The following is a 17,738-nucleotide window of genomic DNA, read 5'->3' on the forward strand; positions in this document are numbered from 1 at the left end:
CGGCCTGAAGGCCTGGCCCACCGGCGAAACCTTCACCTTCTTCGACCGCATCAAGGCGTTGCTGCTGGACGTGGGCGCGCAGATTTTCTTCGGCCTGCGCATGGGTCCGGAAGCGGACAAGGTGAACCAGTCCTTCATTGACGCGGCGGACGCCTCGCTGGCGGTGCTGCGTCTGCCGATACCGGGCACCCTTTGGTACCGGGGGCTGCGCGGCCGACGGTACCTGGAGCAGTTCGTGGCCGGGCTGATCCCGGAAAAGCGCCAGGCGGACACCCCGGACTTCTTCAGCGAGCTGTGCAAGGCGGCCGAGGAAGAAGGCGGCCTGAGCGACCAGGACGTCACCAACCACATGATCTTCCTGCTGTTCGCCGCCCACGACACCACCACCAGCACGCTCTGCTCGCTGATCTACCTGCTCTGCAAACACCCGGAGTGGCAGGACACCCTGGCGGAGGAGATGGACCAGGTGGCCGCCGCCGCGGAACATCCGGACCGGCTCGGCTACGGCGACCTGGAAAAGATGACCAAGACCGGCTGGGTATTCCGCGAGACCCTGCGCCTGAGACCGGCGCTGACCGCCTTCCCGCGCCGCACCGCCGAGGAGGTGACCTTCCAGGGCTACCGCATTCCCAAGAACACCCTGGTCAACCTGTCGCCGCTGTACACCCACTACATGCCCGAGTACTGGAGCAACCCGGAACGCTTCGACCCGGAACGCTTCAGCGACGAACGCGCCGAGCACAAGAAACACCACTTCCAGTGGATTCCGTTCGGCGGCGGCCACCACAAATGCCTGGGGCTGAACTTCGCGGAACTGCAGACCAAGACCTTCCTGTTCCACTTCCTGCGCCGCTACCGGGTGTCCGTGCGTGACGGCTACGAAATGCCGGTGCAGCTGGTGCCCCTGGCGATGCCCAAGGACGGCCTGCCGGTGGAGATCTCGGCGCGCTGACGGCGCGCCTCTCGTTTAGCGGGTGGCCAGGCGCTAACATGGGTTTTCGCATGTTCGCAGGAGGCCACCTTGCCACCCATCTGGACCACCCTGGCACTGCTCACCCTGAGCAATGTGTTCATGACGTTCGCCTGGTACGGGCATCTGAAAAGCATGCCGCACAAGCCCTGGATCATCGCGGCGCTGATCAGCTGGGGCATCGCCCTGTTCGAGTATCTGCTGCAGGTGCCGGCCAACCGCATCGGCCACCAGGTGCTCACCGTCGGGCAGTTGAAGATCACCCAGGAAGTGATCACGCTTCTGGTGTTCGTGCCTTTTTCGCTGTTTTACCTCAAGGAAAAACTCACCTGGGACTACCTGTGGGCGGGGCTGTGCCTGCTGGGCGCGGTGTTTTTCCTGTTCCGCGGCAAACTGATGGGCTGAGACCGTCCGCCGGTCCGGGTATAGTGTGGGCTACCACCGCACAAGGAGAACCACCGATGCGTGTCCTGTTGATCCTGTCCGCCCTTGTCCTGACGCTGGCCGGCTGCCAGAGCGGACGCAACGCCCACCCCCTGCCGGACGCCTGCCACCAGGCGCCGGACAGCGGCCAGTGCCGCGCCGCCATACCGGGCTATTACTACGACAGTGATAGCGAAAGCTGCCAGGAATTCACCTGGGGCGGCTGCGAAGGCCAGGTGCCGTTCGAGACCATGGATGAGTGCATGGCCACCTGCTACGCCCCGGCACCGGACCTGACCGACCAGGAAATGCCGTGAGCGAGAGCAGTGCGGAAACCCGCTCCCAGCTGGTCCGGATCAACTACGCGCTGCTGCTGATCGGCCTGCTCACCGGCGGCGTCACGGCGCTGGTGGGCGCGGTGATCGCCCATCTGCAGGCGCCGGACGCACCGGAGCCGCACAAAGCCCACTTCCGCTTTCAGTACCGCACCTTCTGGATTGGGCTGCTGTACAACCTGATCGCGGGCATCACCACGCTGGCGTTGATCGGCTGGCTGTTGCTGGTGATCATCGTGATCTGGTGGATCGTGCGCTGCGTGCGCGGGCTGAACAGCCTGGCGAACGGGGAACCACCGTCGAACCTGACCACCTGGGGCTTCTAGGGCCTGGCCCTACCCCCGACCGTCATAAAAACATCACACGGATCCGCCACACTGGCGGGTCCGCAAACCGGGAGAACATCATGGCTTTATTGCGTTCGTTCGCGCTGATCGCGGCCGCCGCCTTTCTGCTCACCGCCTGTAGCCGCAGCCCGGTGGTGCAACTCTACGAGGGCGCCAAACAACCGGACAGCCAGGTGCTGACGATTCGCGTGCCCTCCGACCTGGAAGTCTTCACCATCAACGGCAGCGAAGTGGACGGGGTCAACACCTTCTTCAATACCGACCACAAGGACCTCAAGGTGACCCCAGGGCGCTATGAGATCCTGGCCTACTACAAGCGGCTGTGGGATCTGGACGCCGACAACCACGAAGTGATGAAGTCCGACCCGGCCCTGTTCGTGGTGGACGGCGAAGCCGGCGAGTTCTATCGCCTGGATTTCGAGCGCCCGCAGAACGTCACCCAGGCACGCGCCCTTGAAGACGACTTTTCCGGCTGGGTGGAAAACATGAACAGCGGCGAGAAGACGCCCAGCCAGGCCAGCGGCCTGGTGCTCAACCGGGGCTTCCTGGCGCCGATCACCGGCACCGAAGTGGAAACCAAGGGGGCCACCGCGGTGCAGCCGAAAGCCAAGGCGGCCGAAGCGGTAACGCCGGCACCGGCGGCGCCCGCGGAAAGCGGCACGGCTAACGGCTCCGAGGGCGGCGCCAGCGCCGGCAGCCAGGCCAGCTATCTGGACACGCTGAAAGCCCAGTGGAACCAGGCCACCCAGGAGGAGCGCCGCCAGTTCCTGCAGTGGATTTCGCAGTAGCAACACCCCGCGCGGGCGGCGTCAGCGCTTCTCGCCCTGCAGCGTCACGACCACGTGCCGGCTTCCGGCGTGGTCGCGATGCTCGCACAGATAGAGGCCCTGCCAGGTGCCCAGTGCCAACGCCCCGTCACGCACCGGCACCGTCAGGCTCTCGCCGATCAACACCGTTTTAATATGCGCCGGCATATCGTCCGGCCCTTCCAGGGTGTGCGCGTAATGCGGCGCGTTCTCCGGCACCATCACGTTGAAGTGGCGCTCCAGATCGCCGCGCACATCCGGGTCGGCGTTCTCGTTAATCGCCAGGGAGGCGGAGGTGTGCTGCAGAAACAGGTGCAACAGCCCGACCCGGTATTCCGACAGCTCCGGCAGGGCGTCACGCACCTCGTCGCTGACCAGATGAAAACCCCGGCCACGGGGCGCCAGGGTAAGAATCCGCTGTAACCACATTCTTAATCTCCGGTTTCAGGCGCTGTGCAGACCATTGACCACATTGGTGGGCCGGCCGGTCCGCCAGGCCCGGATATTGGCGGCCACCCCGTCGAGCAGCCGCTGGCGGCTCTCGCGGCTCACCCAGGCGCTGTGCGGGGTGATGATCAGGTTGGGGATGTCCGGCGCCAGCAGCGGATGGTCCGCCGGCGGCGGCTCCTGGCTAAGCACGTCCAGGGCGGCGCCGCCCAGACGGCCGCCGCGCAGCGCTTCCGCCAGCGCCGGCTCATCCACCAGGCCGCCGCGCGCGGTGTTGATCAGGAAGGCGCCGGGCTTCATGGCGGCCAGGAAATCCCGGTTGACCATCTTCTCGGTGGCGTCGGTGAGCGGGCAGTGCAGGCTGATCACATCGGCTTCGCCGAGCAGGGTGTCCAGCGGCACCCGGCCGCTGTTGTCCGCCCCGGGGCGCAGCGAAGCCGCCACCCGCACGGTCATGCCCAGCGCCTCGGCGAGCGCCGCCACGCGCCGGCCCAGGTCGCCGTGGCCGATCAGGCCGAGGGTCTTGCCGGCCAGTTCCACCACCGGGTAATCCATGCGGCAGAACATGTCGGACTCGGACCAGCGGCCGGCCCGGGCGTCGGCGTCGTAGCGGTGCCACGCGGTGGCCAGGCCGAGCATCAGCGCCAGGGTGTGCTGAGCCACGGTGGCGGTGGCGTAGCCGTTCACGTTGCAGACCACCACGCCCTGCCGCCGGGCGGCCTCCAGGTCCACGTTATTGGTGCCGGTGGCGGAGATGCAGATCAGCTTCAGATCCGGCGACGCGGCCAGGGTGTCCGCGTCGATCACCACTTTATTGGTGATCGCCACGGTCACGCCCCGCAAACGGTTTTTTACATCGTCCGGGCCGCTTTGTTCATAGAATGTCCACTCCGGCAGCAGCTTTTCCAGATCGGAAAAGTCCAGCTCCGAAGGCTTGAGGGTCTGGCTGTCGAGGATCACACCTTTCATGGGACAATCGGTACAGGTTGGGAGAGGGTTCCCCATGCTACCGGATTTACTGCAAAAAATGGGCTTCGAAACAGCCCCGCCAGCGCACCGACGGCCACGGCTGGGCGTCAGTGCCTGCCTGCTCGGCCGCCCGGTCCGCTACGACGGCGGCCACCGCGACGAACCCCTGTTGCACCGCGAACTCGGCCCCCTGGTGCGTTTCGTGGAGGTGTGTCCGGAGGTGGCCATCGGCCTGCCGGTGCCGCGCCCGCCGATCCAGGTGGTGACCCTGGACGGCGAACAGCGGGTGCGCGGCGTAGCCCGGCCCGACCAGGACCATACCGATGCCCTGGGCGCCCAGGCCCGCAATATCGACACCCCGCTCGACGGCTTCGTGTTCAAGGCCCGCTCGCCCAGTTGCGGACTGGGCACCACGCCGGTCCACGGCCCGCACGGCGGCGTCCTGGGCCTGGGCGACGGCGCTTTCGCCGCCGCGCTGGCGGCGCGCTTTCCGGCCCTGCCCCTGTGTAACGAAAGCGACCTGCAAGACCCCTCGTTCCTGACCGCGTTCGCGGTGCGGCTGTTCTGCCACCGTCAGTGGCGGCAAAGCACGCACCCGCAACAGGCCCTTAACACCCTGCGCCGCCGCAGCGAGGGGCTCGACGAGCCGCTGCTGTCCGGCACCCGACGTTTTATCGAGCATCTGGCCGCACCGGCCGGGTGACCCACTGCCATCGAGGTACCCCTATGGAACGCCAAAAAGACCGCCTGTTATGGATCGGCGGACATTACCAGCAAGGCACCGACGGCGAGTTTTTCGATAACCTGAATCCGGCCACCGGCGACGTGATCTGCCGGGTGGCGGTGGCCGGCGCCAAGGACGTGGACCGGGCGGTCCGGGCCGCCCGTGACGGCCTGGCGCAGTGGCGCGCCATGGACGGCACCGCCCGGGGCCGGGTGCTGATGCGCGCCGCCCAGCTGCTGCGCGAACAGCGCGATGATCTGGCGCGCCTGGAATCCCTGGACGCCGGCAAGCCGATCTCGGAGACGCCGGAAGCGGACGTGGATTCCGCCGCCGACTGTCTCGAGTATTTCGCCGGCCAGGCGTCTTCCTTGCAGGGCGAATACCAGCAGGTGGACGGCGGCTTTTTCTACACCCGCCCGGAACCCCTGGGCGTGTGCGCCGGCATCGGCGCCTGGAACTACCCGCTGCAGATCGCCGCCTGGAAGTCGGCGCCGGCGCTGGCCGCCGGCAACGCGATGATCTTCAAACCCGCCGAACTCACGCCGTTGTCGGCGTTGAGTCTGGCGGAAGTGTTCCAGGAAGCCGGCCTGCCGGACGGCGTGTTCAACGTGGTGCAGGGCTTCGCGGAAACCGGCCAGGCGCTGACCGCGCACCCGGGCATCGACAAGGTCTCGCTCACCGGCGAGGTGGGCACTGGCAAGGCGGTGATGCGTGCCGCCTCTGACTCCCTGAAAGCGGTGACCCTGGAACTGGGCGGCAAGTCGCCGCTGATCGTGTTCGAGGACGCCGACCTGGATAACGCCGTGTCCGGCGCGCTGCTGGGTAATTTCTACACCCAGGGCCAGGTGTGCACCAACGGCACCCGGGTGTTCGTGCACGAATCGGTGAAGGACGCCTTCGTGGAAAAACTGCTGGCGCGCACCGGCAAGATGGTACTGGGCGATCCGCTCGACCCGGAGACCCATGTGGGCCCGCTGATCAGCGAGGGGCACATGCGGCATGTGCTCGACTACATTGAAAAGGGCAAACAGGAAGGCGGCAGTGTGTTGATCGGCGGCGAGCGGGCCCGGGTGGCCGGCTTCGAGAACGGCAACTTCGTGTCGCCCACGGTGTTCGACGACCTGAACGACGACATGACCATCGTCCGCGAGGAGATCTTCGGGCCGGTGATGTCGCTGCTCAGCTTCAGCGATGAGGAAGAAGTGCTGGCGCGGGCCAACAACACCCCCTTCGGCCTGGCCGGCGGCGTGTTCACCCGGGACATCGACCGGGCCCACCGCATGGCCGACGCGCTGGAGGCGGGCATTGTGTGGATCAACCACTACAACATCACCCCCATCGAGATGCCGTTCGGCGGCTTCAAGCAGTCCGGCGTCGGCAAGGAAAACAGCCGCCGGGCGTTCGAGCACTACACACGCTTGAAGACGGTGTATGTGGCGCAAGGGGATGTCGAAGCGCCTTATTGAAGATGGCGAGAGCCGGCCTTGCGGGAGCGAGCCTTGTGGGAGCGGGCCCCGCCCGCGAAAGGGAGCAAAGCTCCCGGCAGGATCCCAGAGCCTTATCTAACGGCGGCACCAACAAGGCCTCTGGGATCCTGCCGGCCGGCTCTAGACGGTTCGCTCGGGCGCGCTGACGCGCTGAGAGGTCTGCCAGTCGTCGGGCGCAAAGCTGGGCGCGTCGCTGCGCAGCGGCGTGCGGCCGAGAATATGGTCGGCGGCTTTTTCGCCGATCATGATGGTCGGCGCGTTGAGGTTGCCGTTGGTGACGGTGGGCATGATGGACGAGTCCACCACGCGCAGATTGCGCACGCCATGGACGCGGCATTCCGGATCCACCACCGCCATGGCGTCGGTGCCCATGCGGCAGGAGCCGGCCGGGTGGTAGGCGGTCTCGGCGGTTTCCGCCAGCCACTGGTCGATCTGCGCGTCGGTTTGCACGTCCGGGCCCGGTGACACTTCCTTGCCCCGGTATTCGTCCAGCGCCGGCTGGGCGAAGATCTCGCGGGTCCAGCGCAGGCCGGCGCGGAAGGCTTCCTTGTCCTCTTCTTCGGCGAAGTAGTTGAAGACGATTTCCGGCGGCGCTTCCGGGTCGGCGGATTTCAGCTTCACCCAGCCCCGGCTCTTGGGTTTGTTGGCGCCCAGGTGCACCTGGAAACCGTGGCCCTTGAAGGCGCTGGAGCCGTCGTAGGCGATGGCCCCGGCCAGGAAGTGGAACTGGATGTCCGGGTACTTCATGCCGGCGCGGCTGCGGATGTAGCCGTTGGATTCAAACTGGTTGGAGGTGCCCAGGCCCCGTTTCAGGAACAGCCAGTTGGCACCGATCCAGGCTTTCGCCAGGGGTCCGAGCCAGCTGTTCAGGGTGATCTTCTGCGTGCACTCCTGCTGCACCCAGACTTCCAGATGATCCTGCAGGTTGCGGCCCACGCCGGGCAGATCGTGCACCACCTCGATGCCGTGTTCCTTAAGGTGGTCCGCCGGACCGATGCCGGACAGCATCAGCAGCTTGGGTGAGTTGAACGAACTGGCGGACAGGATCACTTCCTTGCGCGCCCGCACCCGGCGGGTCTTGCCGCCCTGGCGGTATTCCACACCCACGGCGGTCTTGCCGTCCATGATCACCCGGGTGGTGAGGGCGTGGGTCTGAATGTCCAGGTTGGGGCGGTTCATGGCCGGCTTGAGGTAGGCCATGGCGGTGGAGCAGCGCACGCCGTCGCGCACCGTCATGTCCATGCGCCCGAAGCCTTCCTGGCGGTAACCGTTGTAGTCTTCGGTGTAGCCGTAGCCGGCCTGCTCGCCGGCCTTGATAAAGGCGCGGTAGAGCGGGTTCTTCATGTTGTTGCCGTTGCAGGTGGTGAGACCACCCTGGTCGCCGCGGTAGGCATCGCCACCGTAGACGCAGTCCTCGCCCCGTTTGAAGTAAGGCAGCACGTCCTGGTAGCCCCAGCCGGCGGCGCCCAGTTCTTCCCATTCCTCGAAGTCGCCGGCGCAACCGCGCACGTACACCAGACCGTTGATCGACGAGGAGCCGCCCAGCACCTTGCCGCGCGCCTGGTGCAGGCTGCGGCCCTTGAGGCCGGGCTCTTTCTCGGAGTGAAAGCCCCAGTCGTAGCGCTTCATGTTCATGGGAATGGAGAAGGCGGTGGGCATCTTGATAAAGATGGAGTTGTCGCTGCCGCCGTATTCCAGCACACGCACCGAATGGTCACCGCTTTCGCTGAGCCGGTGGGCGAGCGCGGCGCCGGCGGAGCCGGCACCGACGATCACATAATCGAACTCGGCGTCGTAGGCCGTCTCGCTCATGATTCACCCTCCTCGTAGTCGCCGCGTATTTCCGAAGCGCCGCCGGGGCTCTTCTCGCGGCGCAGATGCAGGTACTGCAGGTGGCTCTCGAAATGGTCCACCACGTCCTCGATCAACTGCTCGCGGGAATAGCCCATCACGTCATAGCCCAGGCCGCCTTCACGCAAATGCACTTCCAGACGGTAATAGACCGAGCGGCGCTGCTGGGCGCGGATGGTGAAGGACGGCATGGCGCACTGGCGCGGCCAGAGCGTGTAGGCGAAGTCTTCCTCGCCGCCCAGATCGACCACCAGGCCGAGATGCTCCTGGTCGCCTTCGCCGACGGAGATCTCCACCTTGTGGTCCTTCTCCGCCAGCGCCGCTTTGACGTCCTCGAAGGCGGGCCGGGCGGTGCCTTCCAGGAATTTCTGAACCTGCTTCAGGCCCGGGAAGCTGATCGCCCGGCTGAGGCGGTGCGCCCAGTTGCTGTGGTCGCGGGCGGAGGCGATGCGCGCGGACAGGTGGCCGGCCAGGGCGTCACGGTTACTGGTGGTTTTCATGCCTTCCACTCTGAGCGCCTTGAACAGGCCGATCATCATCAGAAACAGCACGAACGCGAACGGCAGGCCCATGATCACCACCGCGCTTTGCAAGGCGTTGAGGCCGTCGGTGGACAACAACGCCACCGTCACCAGGCCGATTACCGTGGCCCAGGCGATGCGCATCCAGGCCGGCGCGTCGTTGGCCGGGTCACGGATAAAACAGGTGAGGTTGGACAACACCAGCGAGCCGGAGTCGCCGGAGGTCACGAAGAACACAATCGCCAGTATCGTCACCACCACCGTGGTCACCGTGACCCAGGGCAGATTCTCCAGGAACAGGTAGATCGCCGAGCCGGGATTGCCGACCGCCTCGTTACCGAACTCGGTGGCGCCGTTCATCACCAGATCGATGGCCGAGTTACCCATGATGGACATCCACGCCATCATGAAGGTGAGCGGCAGAATCAGCGTGCCGGTAACGAAGGCACGGATGGTGCGCCCCCGGGAAATACGCGCCAGGAACAGGCCCACGAACGGCCCCCAGGCGATCCACCAGGCCCAGAAGAACACCGTCCAGGCGTTGAGCCAGTCCTGCGGCGGGTCAAAGGCGTAGGTGTCGAACGACATGGGGATGAAGTTGGAAATGTAATCGCCCACGTTCATCACGAAGGCGTCCAGCAGGAAGCGGGTGTCGCCGGCGATCAGCACGAACAGCACCAGCACGACGGCCAGCAGCATGTTGAATTCCGACAGGCGACGGATCCCTTTCTCCACGCCGGTGGCCGCGGAGATGGCGGCGAACACGACGATGCCCACCGCCAGCAGCGCCTGGGTCAGCGTGCTTTCCGGCACGCCGAACATATAGTTCAAGCCGAAGTTGAGCTGAATAATGCCGATGCCGAGACTGGTGGCGACGCCGAACACGGTGCCCAGCACCGCCGCGATGTCCACGGTGTTGCCGATGCTGCCGTAAATGCGCTTACCGAAGATCGGATACAGCGCGGAGCGGATGGTCAGCGGCAGACCGTGGCGATAGCTGAAAAACGCCAGCGACATGCCCACCAGGGTATAAATGCCCCAGCCGGACAGCCCCCAGTGCAGGAAGGTGAGCTGCATGGCTTCGCGGGCGGCTTCCACGGAGCCGCCCTCGCCCACCGGCGGTTCCATGAACTGGGTCACCGGCTCGACGATGCAATAGAAAATCAGATCGATACCGATGCCGGCGGAGAACAGCATCGCCGCCCAGGTGACGATATTGAATTCCGGTTCGGAATGGTCCGGCCCCAGTTTGATCGAGCCGTAGCGCGAGCAGGCGATGGCGATCACGAACACCAGGTAAGCCACCACGGCGAGGAAGTAGAACCAGCCGAAGCTGTTGGAGATCCAGGCCAGCGCCGCGTAGATCACGGTGCCCGCCGCTTCGGTGAAGAACATCGCCCACAGGGCGAATACGAGAATGGCCAGGCCCGAGCCGTAAAAAACGACCGGGTTGATACGGTCCTGCTGATCCAGGGATTCCGATTCCTGGGAAGGCGATGAGGTGGTCATCCGGAGCTCCTTTGGCAAGCGTCGCTCGAAATCATACGTGCGTTCCCTGATTGAGAGGCTGTTCTTGTTTGAGCCTTCTAATCACTTCGCCAGTATCAGCCTCCAATTTGAGAATAGCAGCATCCTGTTACAGCTTTTTACCTGTCAACGGCGCGTTTCACCGTAACGTCACGGCCGGGTTACGCCAACAGCGCCACGCCGGCGGCGGTGATCACGCCGAACAGTATCGAAAGCCCGACCAGAGTGCCCCAGGGGAACCGCCGCGGCGCCTCCGCGCCCAGCTGCTTAAGCAGGTCCTGGCGCACCAGCCGGGTGTTGCGGGTGTTGGCTTTGAAAATGGCGTCGAAGGCGTCGCCGACCACCGGCACCAGGCCGCCGACGAAATCCACCAGCATGTTGCGCAGCATGCGCCGCTTGGTGGCGCCGCTGACGCCGGCGCGCTGGGCTTCCAGCAGCACGTAACCGGACAGCACCAGGCCGGCGGCGTCGCCGATCACCGGCACCAGGCCGATCAGCGCTTCGGCGCCCAGTTCAAAGCGGGTAAAAGGAATGCGAATGCTGGAATCGGTGAACCGGCTGAAGCGGTCCAGGCGTGCCAGGGTGGCCTGCTGACGGACCCGTTTTTGATCGTCCATGCGGTTATTCCAAGTAAGTGTAGCCCGCCAGACCGTCCCGGATTTCACCCAGGAAACGCTGGCGCTCATCGTCGTGAAGCTGGGATTGCTGACAGCGGTCTTCCAGGGTAGCCAGCAACCGTTCCGGGTCAAAATTCACATAGCGCAACACCGAGCTGACCGTGTCCCCCTGAATCGCGTGGGTCAGCTCAATCTCGCCACGCTCATTGAGGTTCACGTCCACGGAATCGGTATCACCGAACAAATTGTGCATATCACCGAGGATTTCCTGGTAGGCGCCAACCATGAAAATGCCCAGGTGCCCGTTCAGCGTTTCCGGCAACGGCAGCGTGGCTTCCACCCCTTCGCCGTCCACGTACTGGTCGATACGACCGTCGGAGTCGCAGGTGATGTCCTGCAACACACCGCGCCGGGTGGCGGGCTGGTCCAGACCGGACAACGGCAGCACCGGGAACACCTGATCAATGCCCCACACATCCGGCACCGACTGGAACACGGAAAAGTTAACGAACAGTTTGTCGGCGAGAATTTCGTTTAGGCGATCGAGCAGATCACGCTGCTGGCGGCGGCGTGGGTCGAGACGGGCGCGCAGCGCCAGCAGCCCGTTGGTGTAGAGCTGTTCGCCGCGGGCGCGGCCGCGGATATCCACTTCACCGTTCAGGTAACGCAGGTGCAGGTCCTGCCACGCGCCGAGCAGCTCCGGGTGCACCTCAAGCAGATTGGGGTGCTCGCCGCTCAGCACCTGATTCAACCGCCAGAGCTCGTGCAGCTCCACGCAGTCGGAATCGCCGGGGGCGGTCACCCGCGCCGTGGCCTGACGTTCCTCGTCGGTGATGTTGACCAGCAGCACCGCATGGTGGGCGGTGAGCGCACGCCCGGATTCGGAGATCAGATGCGGCTCGGGCACGTCGCTGCGTCGGCACTGCTCGCTCAGGGTATGCACGATGTGCCAGGCGTAATCCGCCAGGTTGTAGTTCATCGAGCAGTAGGAGCGGGAGTGGGTGCCTTCGTAGTCCACGCCCAGACCGCCGCCCACGTCCACGGTATCCAGGGCGGCGCCCAGCTGGCGCAGTTCCACATAGTAGCGGGCCGCTTCGCGCATGCCCGCCTTGATGTCCTGGATGTTGGCGATCTGCGAGCCCAGGTGGAAATGCAGCATGCGCACGCAGTCCAGCCTGCCCGCCCGGCGGCAGTGCTCCACCGCCTCGATCAGCTGCGGCGCACTGAGACCGAACTTGGACTTTTCGCCGCCGGTGTTCTGCCAGTTGCCCTTGCCGATGCTCATCAAGCGCACCCGCAAACCGATGCGCGGCGACACCTCAAGCGCCCGCGCTTCCTCCAGCAGCATGGGCAGCTCGGAGAGCTTTTCCACCACGATCTGCACCTGGAAGCCGAGCTTCTCGCCCATCAGCGCCAGGCGCAGGTATTCACGGTCCTTGTAGCCGTTGCAGACCACCACGTCGCCGGGGTTGGAGAGCGCCAGCACCGCCAGCAGCTCCGGCTTGGAGCCGGCCTCCAGCCCCACCGGCTCACCCTCTTCCCGGGCGCGCAGAATTTCATGCACCACGCGCCGCTGCTGGTTGACCTTGATCGGATACACCGGCGTGTAGCGGCCCTGGTAGCCCTGCTCCCCGATGGCGCCCCGGAAGGCGCCGGCCAGGCGCCGCACCCGGTCGCGCAGAATGCCCGAGAAGCGGGCCAGCACCGGCGTGCGCAATCCGGCGGCGCGGCACGCCTGCAACACCGCTTCCAGGGTCGCTTCACCGCCCTGATCGCCCTGGGGGCGAACATGCAGGTGGCCGTCCTTGCCGATCCGGAAATAGCCGTCACCCCAACGCTGCACATTGTAAATGGCGTCAAACGGGCTTTGGGGCTGGGTCATGGACGGTTCCTTGGCGGCTGCGTGCTTTGCCGCATTATGCCTGCCGGGGCCGCCGGCGGACAAAAATAGTTGCTCGGATACCGCGCCCCGGCGCTTCTACATTGACGCCGAACGCTTACAATAGCGGCCTTCTGTGAAGCGTTTAGCGGACACCCCTTTATGAGCTCCGAAAAAGACAACTGGTTCATCGAGCATTTCGACTCCGCCGGCACCGCCTTCGGCCTGCGTCTGAAACGAAAGCTGGAATCGGTACAGACCGACTATCAACACATCGAAATGTGGGACACCGATACCTTCGGCTATCTGATGACCATTGACGGCGCCACCATGCTCACCACCCGGGACAATTTCCTGTACCACGAGATGATGGCCCACCCGGCGCTGTTCAGCCACGCGGCACCGCGCAACGTGCTGATCATCGGCGGCGGCGACTGCGGCACCCTGCGGGAAGTGTTGCGCCACGGCGAAGTGGCCAGCGCCGTGCAGATCGATATCGACGAGCAGGTGACGCGCTTTTCCGAGAAGTATTTTCCCGAGCTGTGCGAGTCCAACAGCGACGAGCGGGCGGAGCTGCGCTTCGAGGACGGCGTGAAGTTCATGCAAGAGTGCGAGGCGGGCCGCTTCGACGTCATCATCGTCGATTCCACCGACCCGGTGGGCCCGGCGGAAGGTCTGTTCAAGGCGGAGTTCTTCCGCCACTGCCACCGCGCCCTGGCCGACGGCGGCGTGCTGGTGCAGCAGTCCGAATCACCGCTGCTGCACAGCGACACCATCATCCGCGACCTGCACGCCAACATGCGCGAGGCCGGCTTCAGCCATACCCGCACGCTGCCGTTCCCGCAGCCGGTGTACCCCAGCGGCTGGTGGAGCTGCACCCTGGCGGGCAAGGACCACGACGTGGCCGGGTTCCGCCAGGCGGACGCCACCGGCAAGGGGTTCGAGACCCGCTACTACAGCGCCGACATCCACAAGGCGGCGCTGGTGCTGCCGCCGTTCATGGAACAGGCGCTGTCCTGAGCCACGGGCTAGGCCCGTAACGCCTCCTCGACAAAGTCGAGACGGTCCTGACCGAAGAACATCTCCTCACCGACGAAGAAGGTGGGCGCGCCGAAGACGCCGCGCTCCACCGCTTCTTCGGTGGTCGCCTTGAGGTTGTCCTTCACCGCCTGATCCTGGGCCAGAGTTGCCCAGTGCGCCGAATCCAGACCGGCTTCGGCCAGGGTGCGGCCGAGCACGTCCAAGTCCGACAGATCCCGCTCCTGCAGCCACATCCCCTCGAACAGGGCGGCCAGCACGGTATCGCGCTGGTCGCTGTCGACGGCGGCGGCGGCCAGCCGCATGGCCATCAGGGTGTTCACCGGAAAGTGCGGATTCTGGTTCAGGGTGACGCCGTAACGGCGCGCGAAACGCTGCATGTCCCGGCTGCTGTAGCGCCCCTTGGCGGGCACCGCCGCCGGCGAGGCGTTACCGGTGGCCTTGAACACGCCGCCCAGCAACATGGGCCGGTAACGCAGGGTGGCACCGGTGCGCCGGCACAGGCCCGGCGCCTGGGTCCACGCCAGATAGGACGCGGGGCTGCCCACATCAAAGAAAAATTCCAGCTCGCGGCTCATTGGCGGCTCTCCATTCATTCACGATGGTGATCAGAAGGTTTCCATCCACGGGCGCAAATCCAGCTCGTGGGTCCAGGTATCGCGGGGCTGCCGGTGCAGCGTCCAATAGGCGTCGGCGATGTGCTCCGGGTCGAGGATGCCATCGCGGTCCTTGAGCGCATAGCGCTCGGGGAAGTTGTCGCGGATAAAGGCGGTGTCGATGGCGCCGTCGATCACCGTGTGGGCCACATGAATGCCCTCCGGCCCCAGTTCCCGGGCCATGCTCTGCGCCAGCGCGCGCAGCGCGAATTTGGCGCCGGCGAACGCGGCGAAACCGCGACCGCCGCGCAGCGACGCGGTGGCGCCGGTGAACAGGATCGTGCCACGGCCGCGCGGCACCATCACCCGCGCCGCCTCGCGGCCGGTGAGAAAGCCGGCGAACGCGGCCATTTCCCACACCTTGCGGTAGACCCGGGCGGTGGTCTCGCGGATCGGAAAATGAACATTGGCGCCGATATTGAAAACCACCACCTCCAGCGGCCCCACTTCGGTCTCGATGGTGTCCACCAGGGCTTGCATCTGATCTTCGTCGCGGGCGTCGCAGCCGAAGCCGCGGGCCTGCCCTCCCTCCTCCCGGATACGCTCGACCAGCGGCGTCAGGGCGTCCTCGGTGCGGCGGGTGACACAGGCGGTGAAGCCTTCACGGGCAAAACGTCGGGCAATGGCGCCGCCGGGGGCGTCACCGGCGCCGACCACAAGAATCGCGGGGGCGGTCATGGGGTCTCCTTGTACAGGCTACAGAGGTCGACCCAGTATGCACCGGCTTCGCTTAACAGGGGAAAGGCGCGGCCGACCCGCACCGATGATGCTCACGATCAGCCGCCCACGGCCACCGCCCCCAGCACCAGAATCAGAACCACACGACGTATCACCATCGGCCAGTCAACCAGCCAAAAATCCTTGAACCATCCCATTTTTCTATCCCCAAGGTACTTTTATTATCACAACCGAAAAATGTGACTCACGTCACAAGTGACGAGGTTGCTCTTGCACCCTGTGGATATGCAATAAGGCGAATTGGGTAAGCGTGAAGGTGGCGTCAGTAAGGTGTCTTAGCCGGGTTCGCTCTGCTGTTCCGCCAGCATCGCCATCACCCTTTGCCGCAGCCAGGTGTGGCCCGGGTCCGCGCTTTGATCCCGGTGCCAGTAGAGGTGCAGCTCCAGGCCGGGAACGTCCGCGGGGAGCGGCTCCACGTGGCTGCCGGCGGGCGCCAGCTGACGCGCCAGCAGGCCCGGCAGGGTGAGCAGCAGGTCCGAGCCCATCACCGTGGACAACGCCGCCATGTGGTGCTGGCAACGCAGGCGGATATTGCGCCGGTAGCCAAGGCGGGACAGACCGAAATCTTCCATGCCCGGCCCTTCCCGCCGCGAGGACACCAGCACGTGCTGCGCCGCCAGGTAGGCCGGCAGGTCCAGCTTGCCGGCCAGCGGGTGGCCCGGCCGCATGATCACCACCAGCGGCCCGCTCATCACCGGGCGGTGTTCGATGGCGTCCGGCAGTGGCAGCAGTACGTCGGCGGCCAGATCCAGCCGGCCGCTGGCCAGTTCGGTCGCCAGTTGCCGGCGCGCCACGGTCATCGACTGCAGCCGCACGCCGGGGGCCTCTTCAAGAATGCCGGCGGTGAGCGGCGGCAGCAGACAGCCCTCCAGGCCGTCGCGCAATCCGACCACGAAGGTGCGCTCCGCGTCCGCCACGTCGAAGCCGCCCTCGTCGCTGAGACAACGCTGCAGTCCGCCCAGCGCGTGGCGCACCGGGGTGACCATGGCGCGTGCCCGGCTGGTGGGTACCATGCGTGCCCCCTGGCGCACGAACAACGGGTCCTCGAGACGGTCGCGCAACCGCCCCAGGGCGTGGCTCACCGCCGGCTGGGTCAGGTTGAGCACGCGCGCCGCGCGGGTCAGGGAGCCTTCGGTATAGATGGCGTCGAAGACCACGAACAGGTTCAGATCGAAGCGGGAGACATGCATGGGGCTTATCCAGGTGTATTTTTCAGATTCATTAGATTAATTGAAAACCGCCCCCTAGCATGGGGTCAACTTCCGGGAATAAGCAGAGACCCTCGATGCCAGTGATTTACCTGATCCGTCACGGCCAGGCCAGTTTCGGCGCCGAGAACTACGACGCCCTGTCCGACGCCGGCTGGGAACAGAGCCGCATCCTCGGCCGCCATCTGCGCGAGCAGAATCTGGGCGCGCCGCGGGTGGTGTGCGGCGCCATGCAGCGTCACCGGGAAACCGCCCAGGCGACACTGGAAGCACTGGGGTTGCCGCAGGAATGGGCCACCGACACCGGCTTCAACGAATACGACCACCAGACCCTGATGCGGGTGCACTGGCCCGAGTCCCAGGACCGGGCGGTGCTCACCCGCTGGATGAACGAACAGGACAACCCGCGCCGCGCCTTCCAGGCCCGTTTCGAGGAGGCGTTGCGCCGCTGGCAGCGCAACGAAGACGACTATCAGGAAACCTGGCCGGCGTTCCGCGAGCGGGTGCTGGCCTCCCTGTACAGCCTGGCCAACCGGCTGGAAAGCGGCGACAGCGCCCTGGTGTTCACCTCCGGCGGCGCCATCAGCGTGGCCATTCAGCACCTGCTTGAGCTGGACCAGGAGGCGCTGATCACCTTCAACCGGGGCCTGATCAACACCAGCGTCACCCGGCTGCTGGTCAACACCGGCCGTCTGCGCCTGGCCACGCTCAACGAGCACCTGCATCTGGCCGGCGACATGCTCACCTACCGCTAACCGGCGATCACGAGGCCCACCATGGCGTTCACCCACCACACCACCGAACTGAACGGCCAGCGCTACGCCTACCTGGACGAGGGCGAAGGCCCGCTGCTGGTGTTCGGCCATGGGGTCCTGGCGGACAAATCCATGTTCGAGGCGCAGATCGAGGCACTCCGCCACCGCTACCGCTGCGTCAGCCTGGACTGGCCCGGCCACACCGGCTCCGGCTACCGCGAGAAGGGCTGGAGCTTCTACGACATGGCCGACGACAGCGTCGCCCTGCTCGATCAGCTGGGTTATGACCAGGCGATCTTCGTGGGCTTGTCCCAGGGCGGCATGACCTTCATGCGGCTGGCGCTCAAGTACCCGGAGCGGGTGCGCGCCCTGGTGCTGCTGGACACCTCCGCGGACCCGGAAGACGCCGACCTGCTGCCGGTGCACCGCCAGCAGCAGTC

General features: G+C 65.6%; 19 protein-coding genes. 10 read left to right on the forward strand and 9 right to left on the reverse strand.

Annotated elements, in window-relative coordinates:
* The 5 genes from ACEQZD_RS13020 to ACEQZD_RS13040 form a co-directional block, all read left to right on the forward strand.
* Positions 1 to 952, forward strand: a 952-nt coding sequence (locus ACEQZD_RS13020; RefSeq protein WP_370186008.1) for a cytochrome P450, incomplete at its 5' end; no start/stop codon positions are given.
* Between the two features lie 69 nt (positions 953 to 1,021).
* Positions 1,022 to 1,375 (forward strand): DMT family protein, encoded by a 354-nt coding sequence (locus ACEQZD_RS13025; RefSeq protein ID WP_142947559.1) that lies wholly within the window; start codon positions 1,022 to 1,024, stop codon positions 1,373 to 1,375.
* Positions 1,376 to 1,431: 56 nt separating this feature from the next.
* Complete coding sequence (locus ACEQZD_RS13030; protein WP_142947560.1) at positions 1,432 to 1,710, forward strand: BPTI/Kunitz-type proteinase inhibitor domain-containing protein; 279 nt, start codon at positions 1,432 to 1,434, stop codon at positions 1,708 to 1,710.
* Positions 1,707 to 2,054 carry a hypothetical protein gene (locus tag ACEQZD_RS13035; RefSeq protein ID WP_142947561.1) on the forward strand — a complete coding sequence of 116 codons (348 nt, stop codon included), beginning with the start codon at positions 1,707 to 1,709 and terminating at the stop codon, positions 2,052 to 2,054. Before ACEQZD_RS13030 ends, ACEQZD_RS13035 begins: the two co-directional genes overlap by 4 nt.
* Positions 2,055 to 2,134: 80 nt before the next feature.
* Positions 2,135 to 2,863 (forward strand): DUF2057 domain-containing protein, encoded by a 729-nt coding sequence (locus ACEQZD_RS13040; RefSeq protein ID WP_142947562.1) that lies wholly within the window; start codon positions 2,135 to 2,137, stop codon positions 2,861 to 2,863.
* A 21-nt stretch (positions 2,864 to 2,884) separates the two neighbouring features.
* Here ACEQZD_RS13040 and ACEQZD_RS13045 read toward each other — a convergent pair whose 3' ends face one another.
* Both ACEQZD_RS13045 and ACEQZD_RS13050 read right to left on the reverse strand, forming a co-directional pair.
* Complete coding sequence (locus ACEQZD_RS13045; protein ID WP_370186011.1) at positions 2,885 to 3,310, reverse strand: secondary thiamine-phosphate synthase enzyme YjbQ; 426 nt, start codon at positions 3,308 to 3,310, stop codon at positions 2,885 to 2,887.
* A 15-nt stretch (positions 3,311 to 3,325) separates the two neighbouring features.
* Positions 3,326 to 4,297 (reverse strand): 2-hydroxyacid dehydrogenase, encoded by a 972-nt coding sequence (locus ACEQZD_RS13050; protein WP_370186013.1) that lies wholly within the window; start codon positions 4,295 to 4,297, stop codon positions 3,326 to 3,328.
* Between the two features lie 34 nt (positions 4,298 to 4,331).
* On the opposite strand from ACEQZD_RS13050, the gene ACEQZD_RS13055 reads away from it, so the two are divergent.
* Together ACEQZD_RS13055 and betB are read left to right on the forward strand one after the other, a co-directional pair.
* Positions 4,332 to 5,000 carry a DUF523 domain-containing protein gene (locus tag ACEQZD_RS13055; protein WP_142947565.1) on the forward strand — a complete coding sequence of 223 codons (669 nt, stop codon included), beginning with the start codon at positions 4,332 to 4,334 and terminating at the stop codon, positions 4,998 to 5,000.
* 23 nt (positions 5,001 to 5,023) lie between these two features.
* The gene (gene betB / locus ACEQZD_RS13060) at positions 5,024 to 6,487 is read left to right on the forward strand and encodes a betaine-aldehyde dehydrogenase (RefSeq protein WP_370186014.1); all 1,464 of its coding nucleotides are present in this window, start codon (positions 5,024 to 5,026) and stop codon (positions 6,485 to 6,487) included.
* Between the two features lie 141 nt (positions 6,488 to 6,628).
* On the opposite strand, the gene betA is transcribed toward betB, so the two are convergent.
* The 4 genes from betA to speA all read right to left on the reverse strand — a co-directional run bounded on the left by betA (position 6,629) and on the right by speA (position 12,906).
* The gene (gene betA, locus ACEQZD_RS13065) at positions 6,629 to 8,320 is read right to left on the reverse strand and encodes a choline dehydrogenase (RefSeq protein WP_142947567.1); all 1,692 of its coding nucleotides are present in this window, start codon (positions 8,318 to 8,320) and stop codon (positions 6,629 to 6,631) included.
* Positions 8,317 to 10,389: a choline BCCT transporter BetT gene (gene betT / locus ACEQZD_RS13070; RefSeq protein ID WP_335628150.1), complete on the reverse strand. Its 2,073-nt coding sequence runs from the start codon at positions 10,387 to 10,389 to the stop codon at positions 8,317 to 8,319. The genes betA and betT overlap by 4 nt, the downstream gene beginning before the upstream one ends.
* Before the next feature lie 179 nt (positions 10,390 to 10,568).
* Positions 10,569 to 11,024 carry a DUF4112 domain-containing protein gene (locus tag ACEQZD_RS13075; protein WP_370186017.1) on the reverse strand — a complete coding sequence of 152 codons (456 nt, stop codon included), beginning with the start codon at positions 11,022 to 11,024 and terminating at the stop codon, positions 10,569 to 10,571.
* 4 nt (positions 11,025 to 11,028) lie between these two features.
* Positions 11,029 to 12,906, reverse strand: coding sequence for a biosynthetic arginine decarboxylase (gene speA, locus ACEQZD_RS13080; protein ID WP_370186019.1), 1,878 nt, complete (start codon positions 12,904 to 12,906; stop codon positions 11,029 to 11,031).
* A gap of 159 nt (positions 12,907 to 13,065) precedes the next feature.
* On the opposite strand from speA, the gene speE reads away from it, so the two are divergent.
* Positions 13,066 to 13,923, forward strand: coding sequence for a polyamine aminopropyltransferase (gene speE, locus ACEQZD_RS13085; RefSeq protein ID WP_194854820.1), 858 nt, complete (start codon positions 13,066 to 13,068; stop codon positions 13,921 to 13,923).
* 8 nt (positions 13,924 to 13,931) lie between these two features.
* Here speE and ACEQZD_RS13090 read toward each other — a convergent pair whose 3' ends face one another.
* From ACEQZD_RS13090 to ACEQZD_RS13100, 3 genes are all read right to left on the reverse strand, one after another.
* Positions 13,932 to 14,519 carry a 2-hydroxychromene-2-carboxylate isomerase gene (locus tag ACEQZD_RS13090; protein WP_370186021.1) on the reverse strand — a complete coding sequence of 196 codons (588 nt, stop codon included), beginning with the start codon at positions 14,517 to 14,519 and terminating at the stop codon, positions 13,932 to 13,934.
* 30 nt (positions 14,520 to 14,549) lie between these two features.
* On the reverse strand, positions 14,550 to 15,275 hold the full coding sequence (locus ACEQZD_RS13095; RefSeq protein WP_370186022.1) for an SDR family oxidoreductase: 726 nt from the start codon (positions 15,273 to 15,275) through the stop codon (positions 14,550 to 14,552).
* 335 nt (positions 15,276 to 15,610) lie between these two features.
* Positions 15,611 to 16,525, reverse strand: a complete 915-nt coding sequence (locus tag ACEQZD_RS13100; RefSeq protein WP_142947574.1) for a LysR family transcriptional regulator — start codon at positions 16,523 to 16,525, stop codon at positions 15,611 to 15,613.
* 95 nt (positions 16,526 to 16,620) lie between these two features.
* Between ACEQZD_RS13100 and ACEQZD_RS13105 the strand changes: the two genes are divergently transcribed.
* Together ACEQZD_RS13105 and ACEQZD_RS13110 are read left to right on the forward strand one after the other, a co-directional pair.
* A complete protein-coding gene (locus ACEQZD_RS13105) occupies positions 16,621 to 17,298 on the forward strand; it encodes a histidine phosphatase family protein (RefSeq protein WP_142947575.1) in 678 nt (225 codons plus the stop codon).
* Positions 17,299 to 17,319: 21 nt separating this feature from the next.
* The coding region (locus ACEQZD_RS13110) for an alpha/beta fold hydrolase (RefSeq protein WP_370186024.1) at positions 17,320 to 17,738 on the forward strand (419 nt) is incomplete at its 3' end.

The sequence above is a fragment of the Alloalcanivorax sp. genome, from assembly GCF_964221125.1.
GTDB classification, from domain to species: Bacteria; Pseudomonadota; Gammaproteobacteria; order Pseudomonadales; family Alcanivoracaceae; genus Alloalcanivorax; species Alloalcanivorax venustensis.

Coding starts and splice junctions, on each gene's coding strand:
- ACEQZD_RS13075 (WP_370186017.1), bottom strand. CDS start 11,024: ATGGACGATCAAAAACGGGTCCGTCAGCAGGCCACCCTGGCACGCCTG.
- ACEQZD_RS13040 (WP_142947562.1), top strand. CDS start 2,135: ATGGCTTTATTGCGTTCGTTCGCGCTGATCGCGGCCGCCGCCTTTCTG.
- betA (WP_142947567.1), bottom strand. CDS start 8,320: ATGAGCGAGACGGCCTACGACGCCGAGTTCGATTATGTGATCGTCGGT.
- ACEQZD_RS13055 (WP_142947565.1), top strand. CDS start 4,332: ATGCTACCGGATTTACTGCAAAAAATGGGCTTCGAAACAGCCCCGCCA.
- betT (WP_335628150.1), bottom strand. CDS start 10,389: ATGACCACCTCATCGCCTTCCCAGGAATCGGAATCCCTGGATCAGCAG.
- ACEQZD_RS13095 (WP_370186022.1), bottom strand. CDS start 15,275: ATGACCGCCCCCGCGATTCTTGTGGTCGGCGCCGGTGACGCCCCCGGC.
- betB (WP_370186014.1), top strand. CDS start 5,024: ATGGAACGCCAAAAAGACCGCCTGTTATGGATCGGCGGACATTACCAG.
- ACEQZD_RS13100 (WP_142947574.1), bottom strand. CDS start 16,525: ATGCATGTCTCCCGCTTCGATCTGAACCTGTTCGTGGTCTTCGACGCC.
- speA (WP_370186019.1), bottom strand. CDS start 12,906: ATGACCCAGCCCCAAAGCCCGTTTGACGCCATTTACAATGTGCAGCGT.
- ACEQZD_RS13030 (WP_142947560.1), top strand. CDS start 1,432: ATGCGTGTCCTGTTGATCCTGTCCGCCCTTGTCCTGACGCTGGCCGGC.
- speE (WP_194854820.1), top strand. CDS start 13,066: ATGAGCTCCGAAAAAGACAACTGGTTCATCGAGCATTTCGACTCCGCC.
- ACEQZD_RS13090 (WP_370186021.1), bottom strand. CDS start 14,519: ATGAGCCGCGAGCTGGAATTTTTCTTTGATGTGGGCAGCCCCGCGTCC.
- ACEQZD_RS13045 (WP_370186011.1), bottom strand. CDS start 3,310: ATGTGGTTACAGCGGATTCTTACCCTGGCGCCCCGTGGCCGGGGTTTT.
- ACEQZD_RS13050 (WP_370186013.1), bottom strand. CDS start 4,297: ATGAAAGGTGTGATCCTCGACAGCCAGACCCTCAAGCCTTCGGAGCTG.
- ACEQZD_RS13105 (WP_142947575.1), top strand. CDS start 16,621: ATGCCAGTGATTTACCTGATCCGTCACGGCCAGGCCAGTTTCGGCGCC.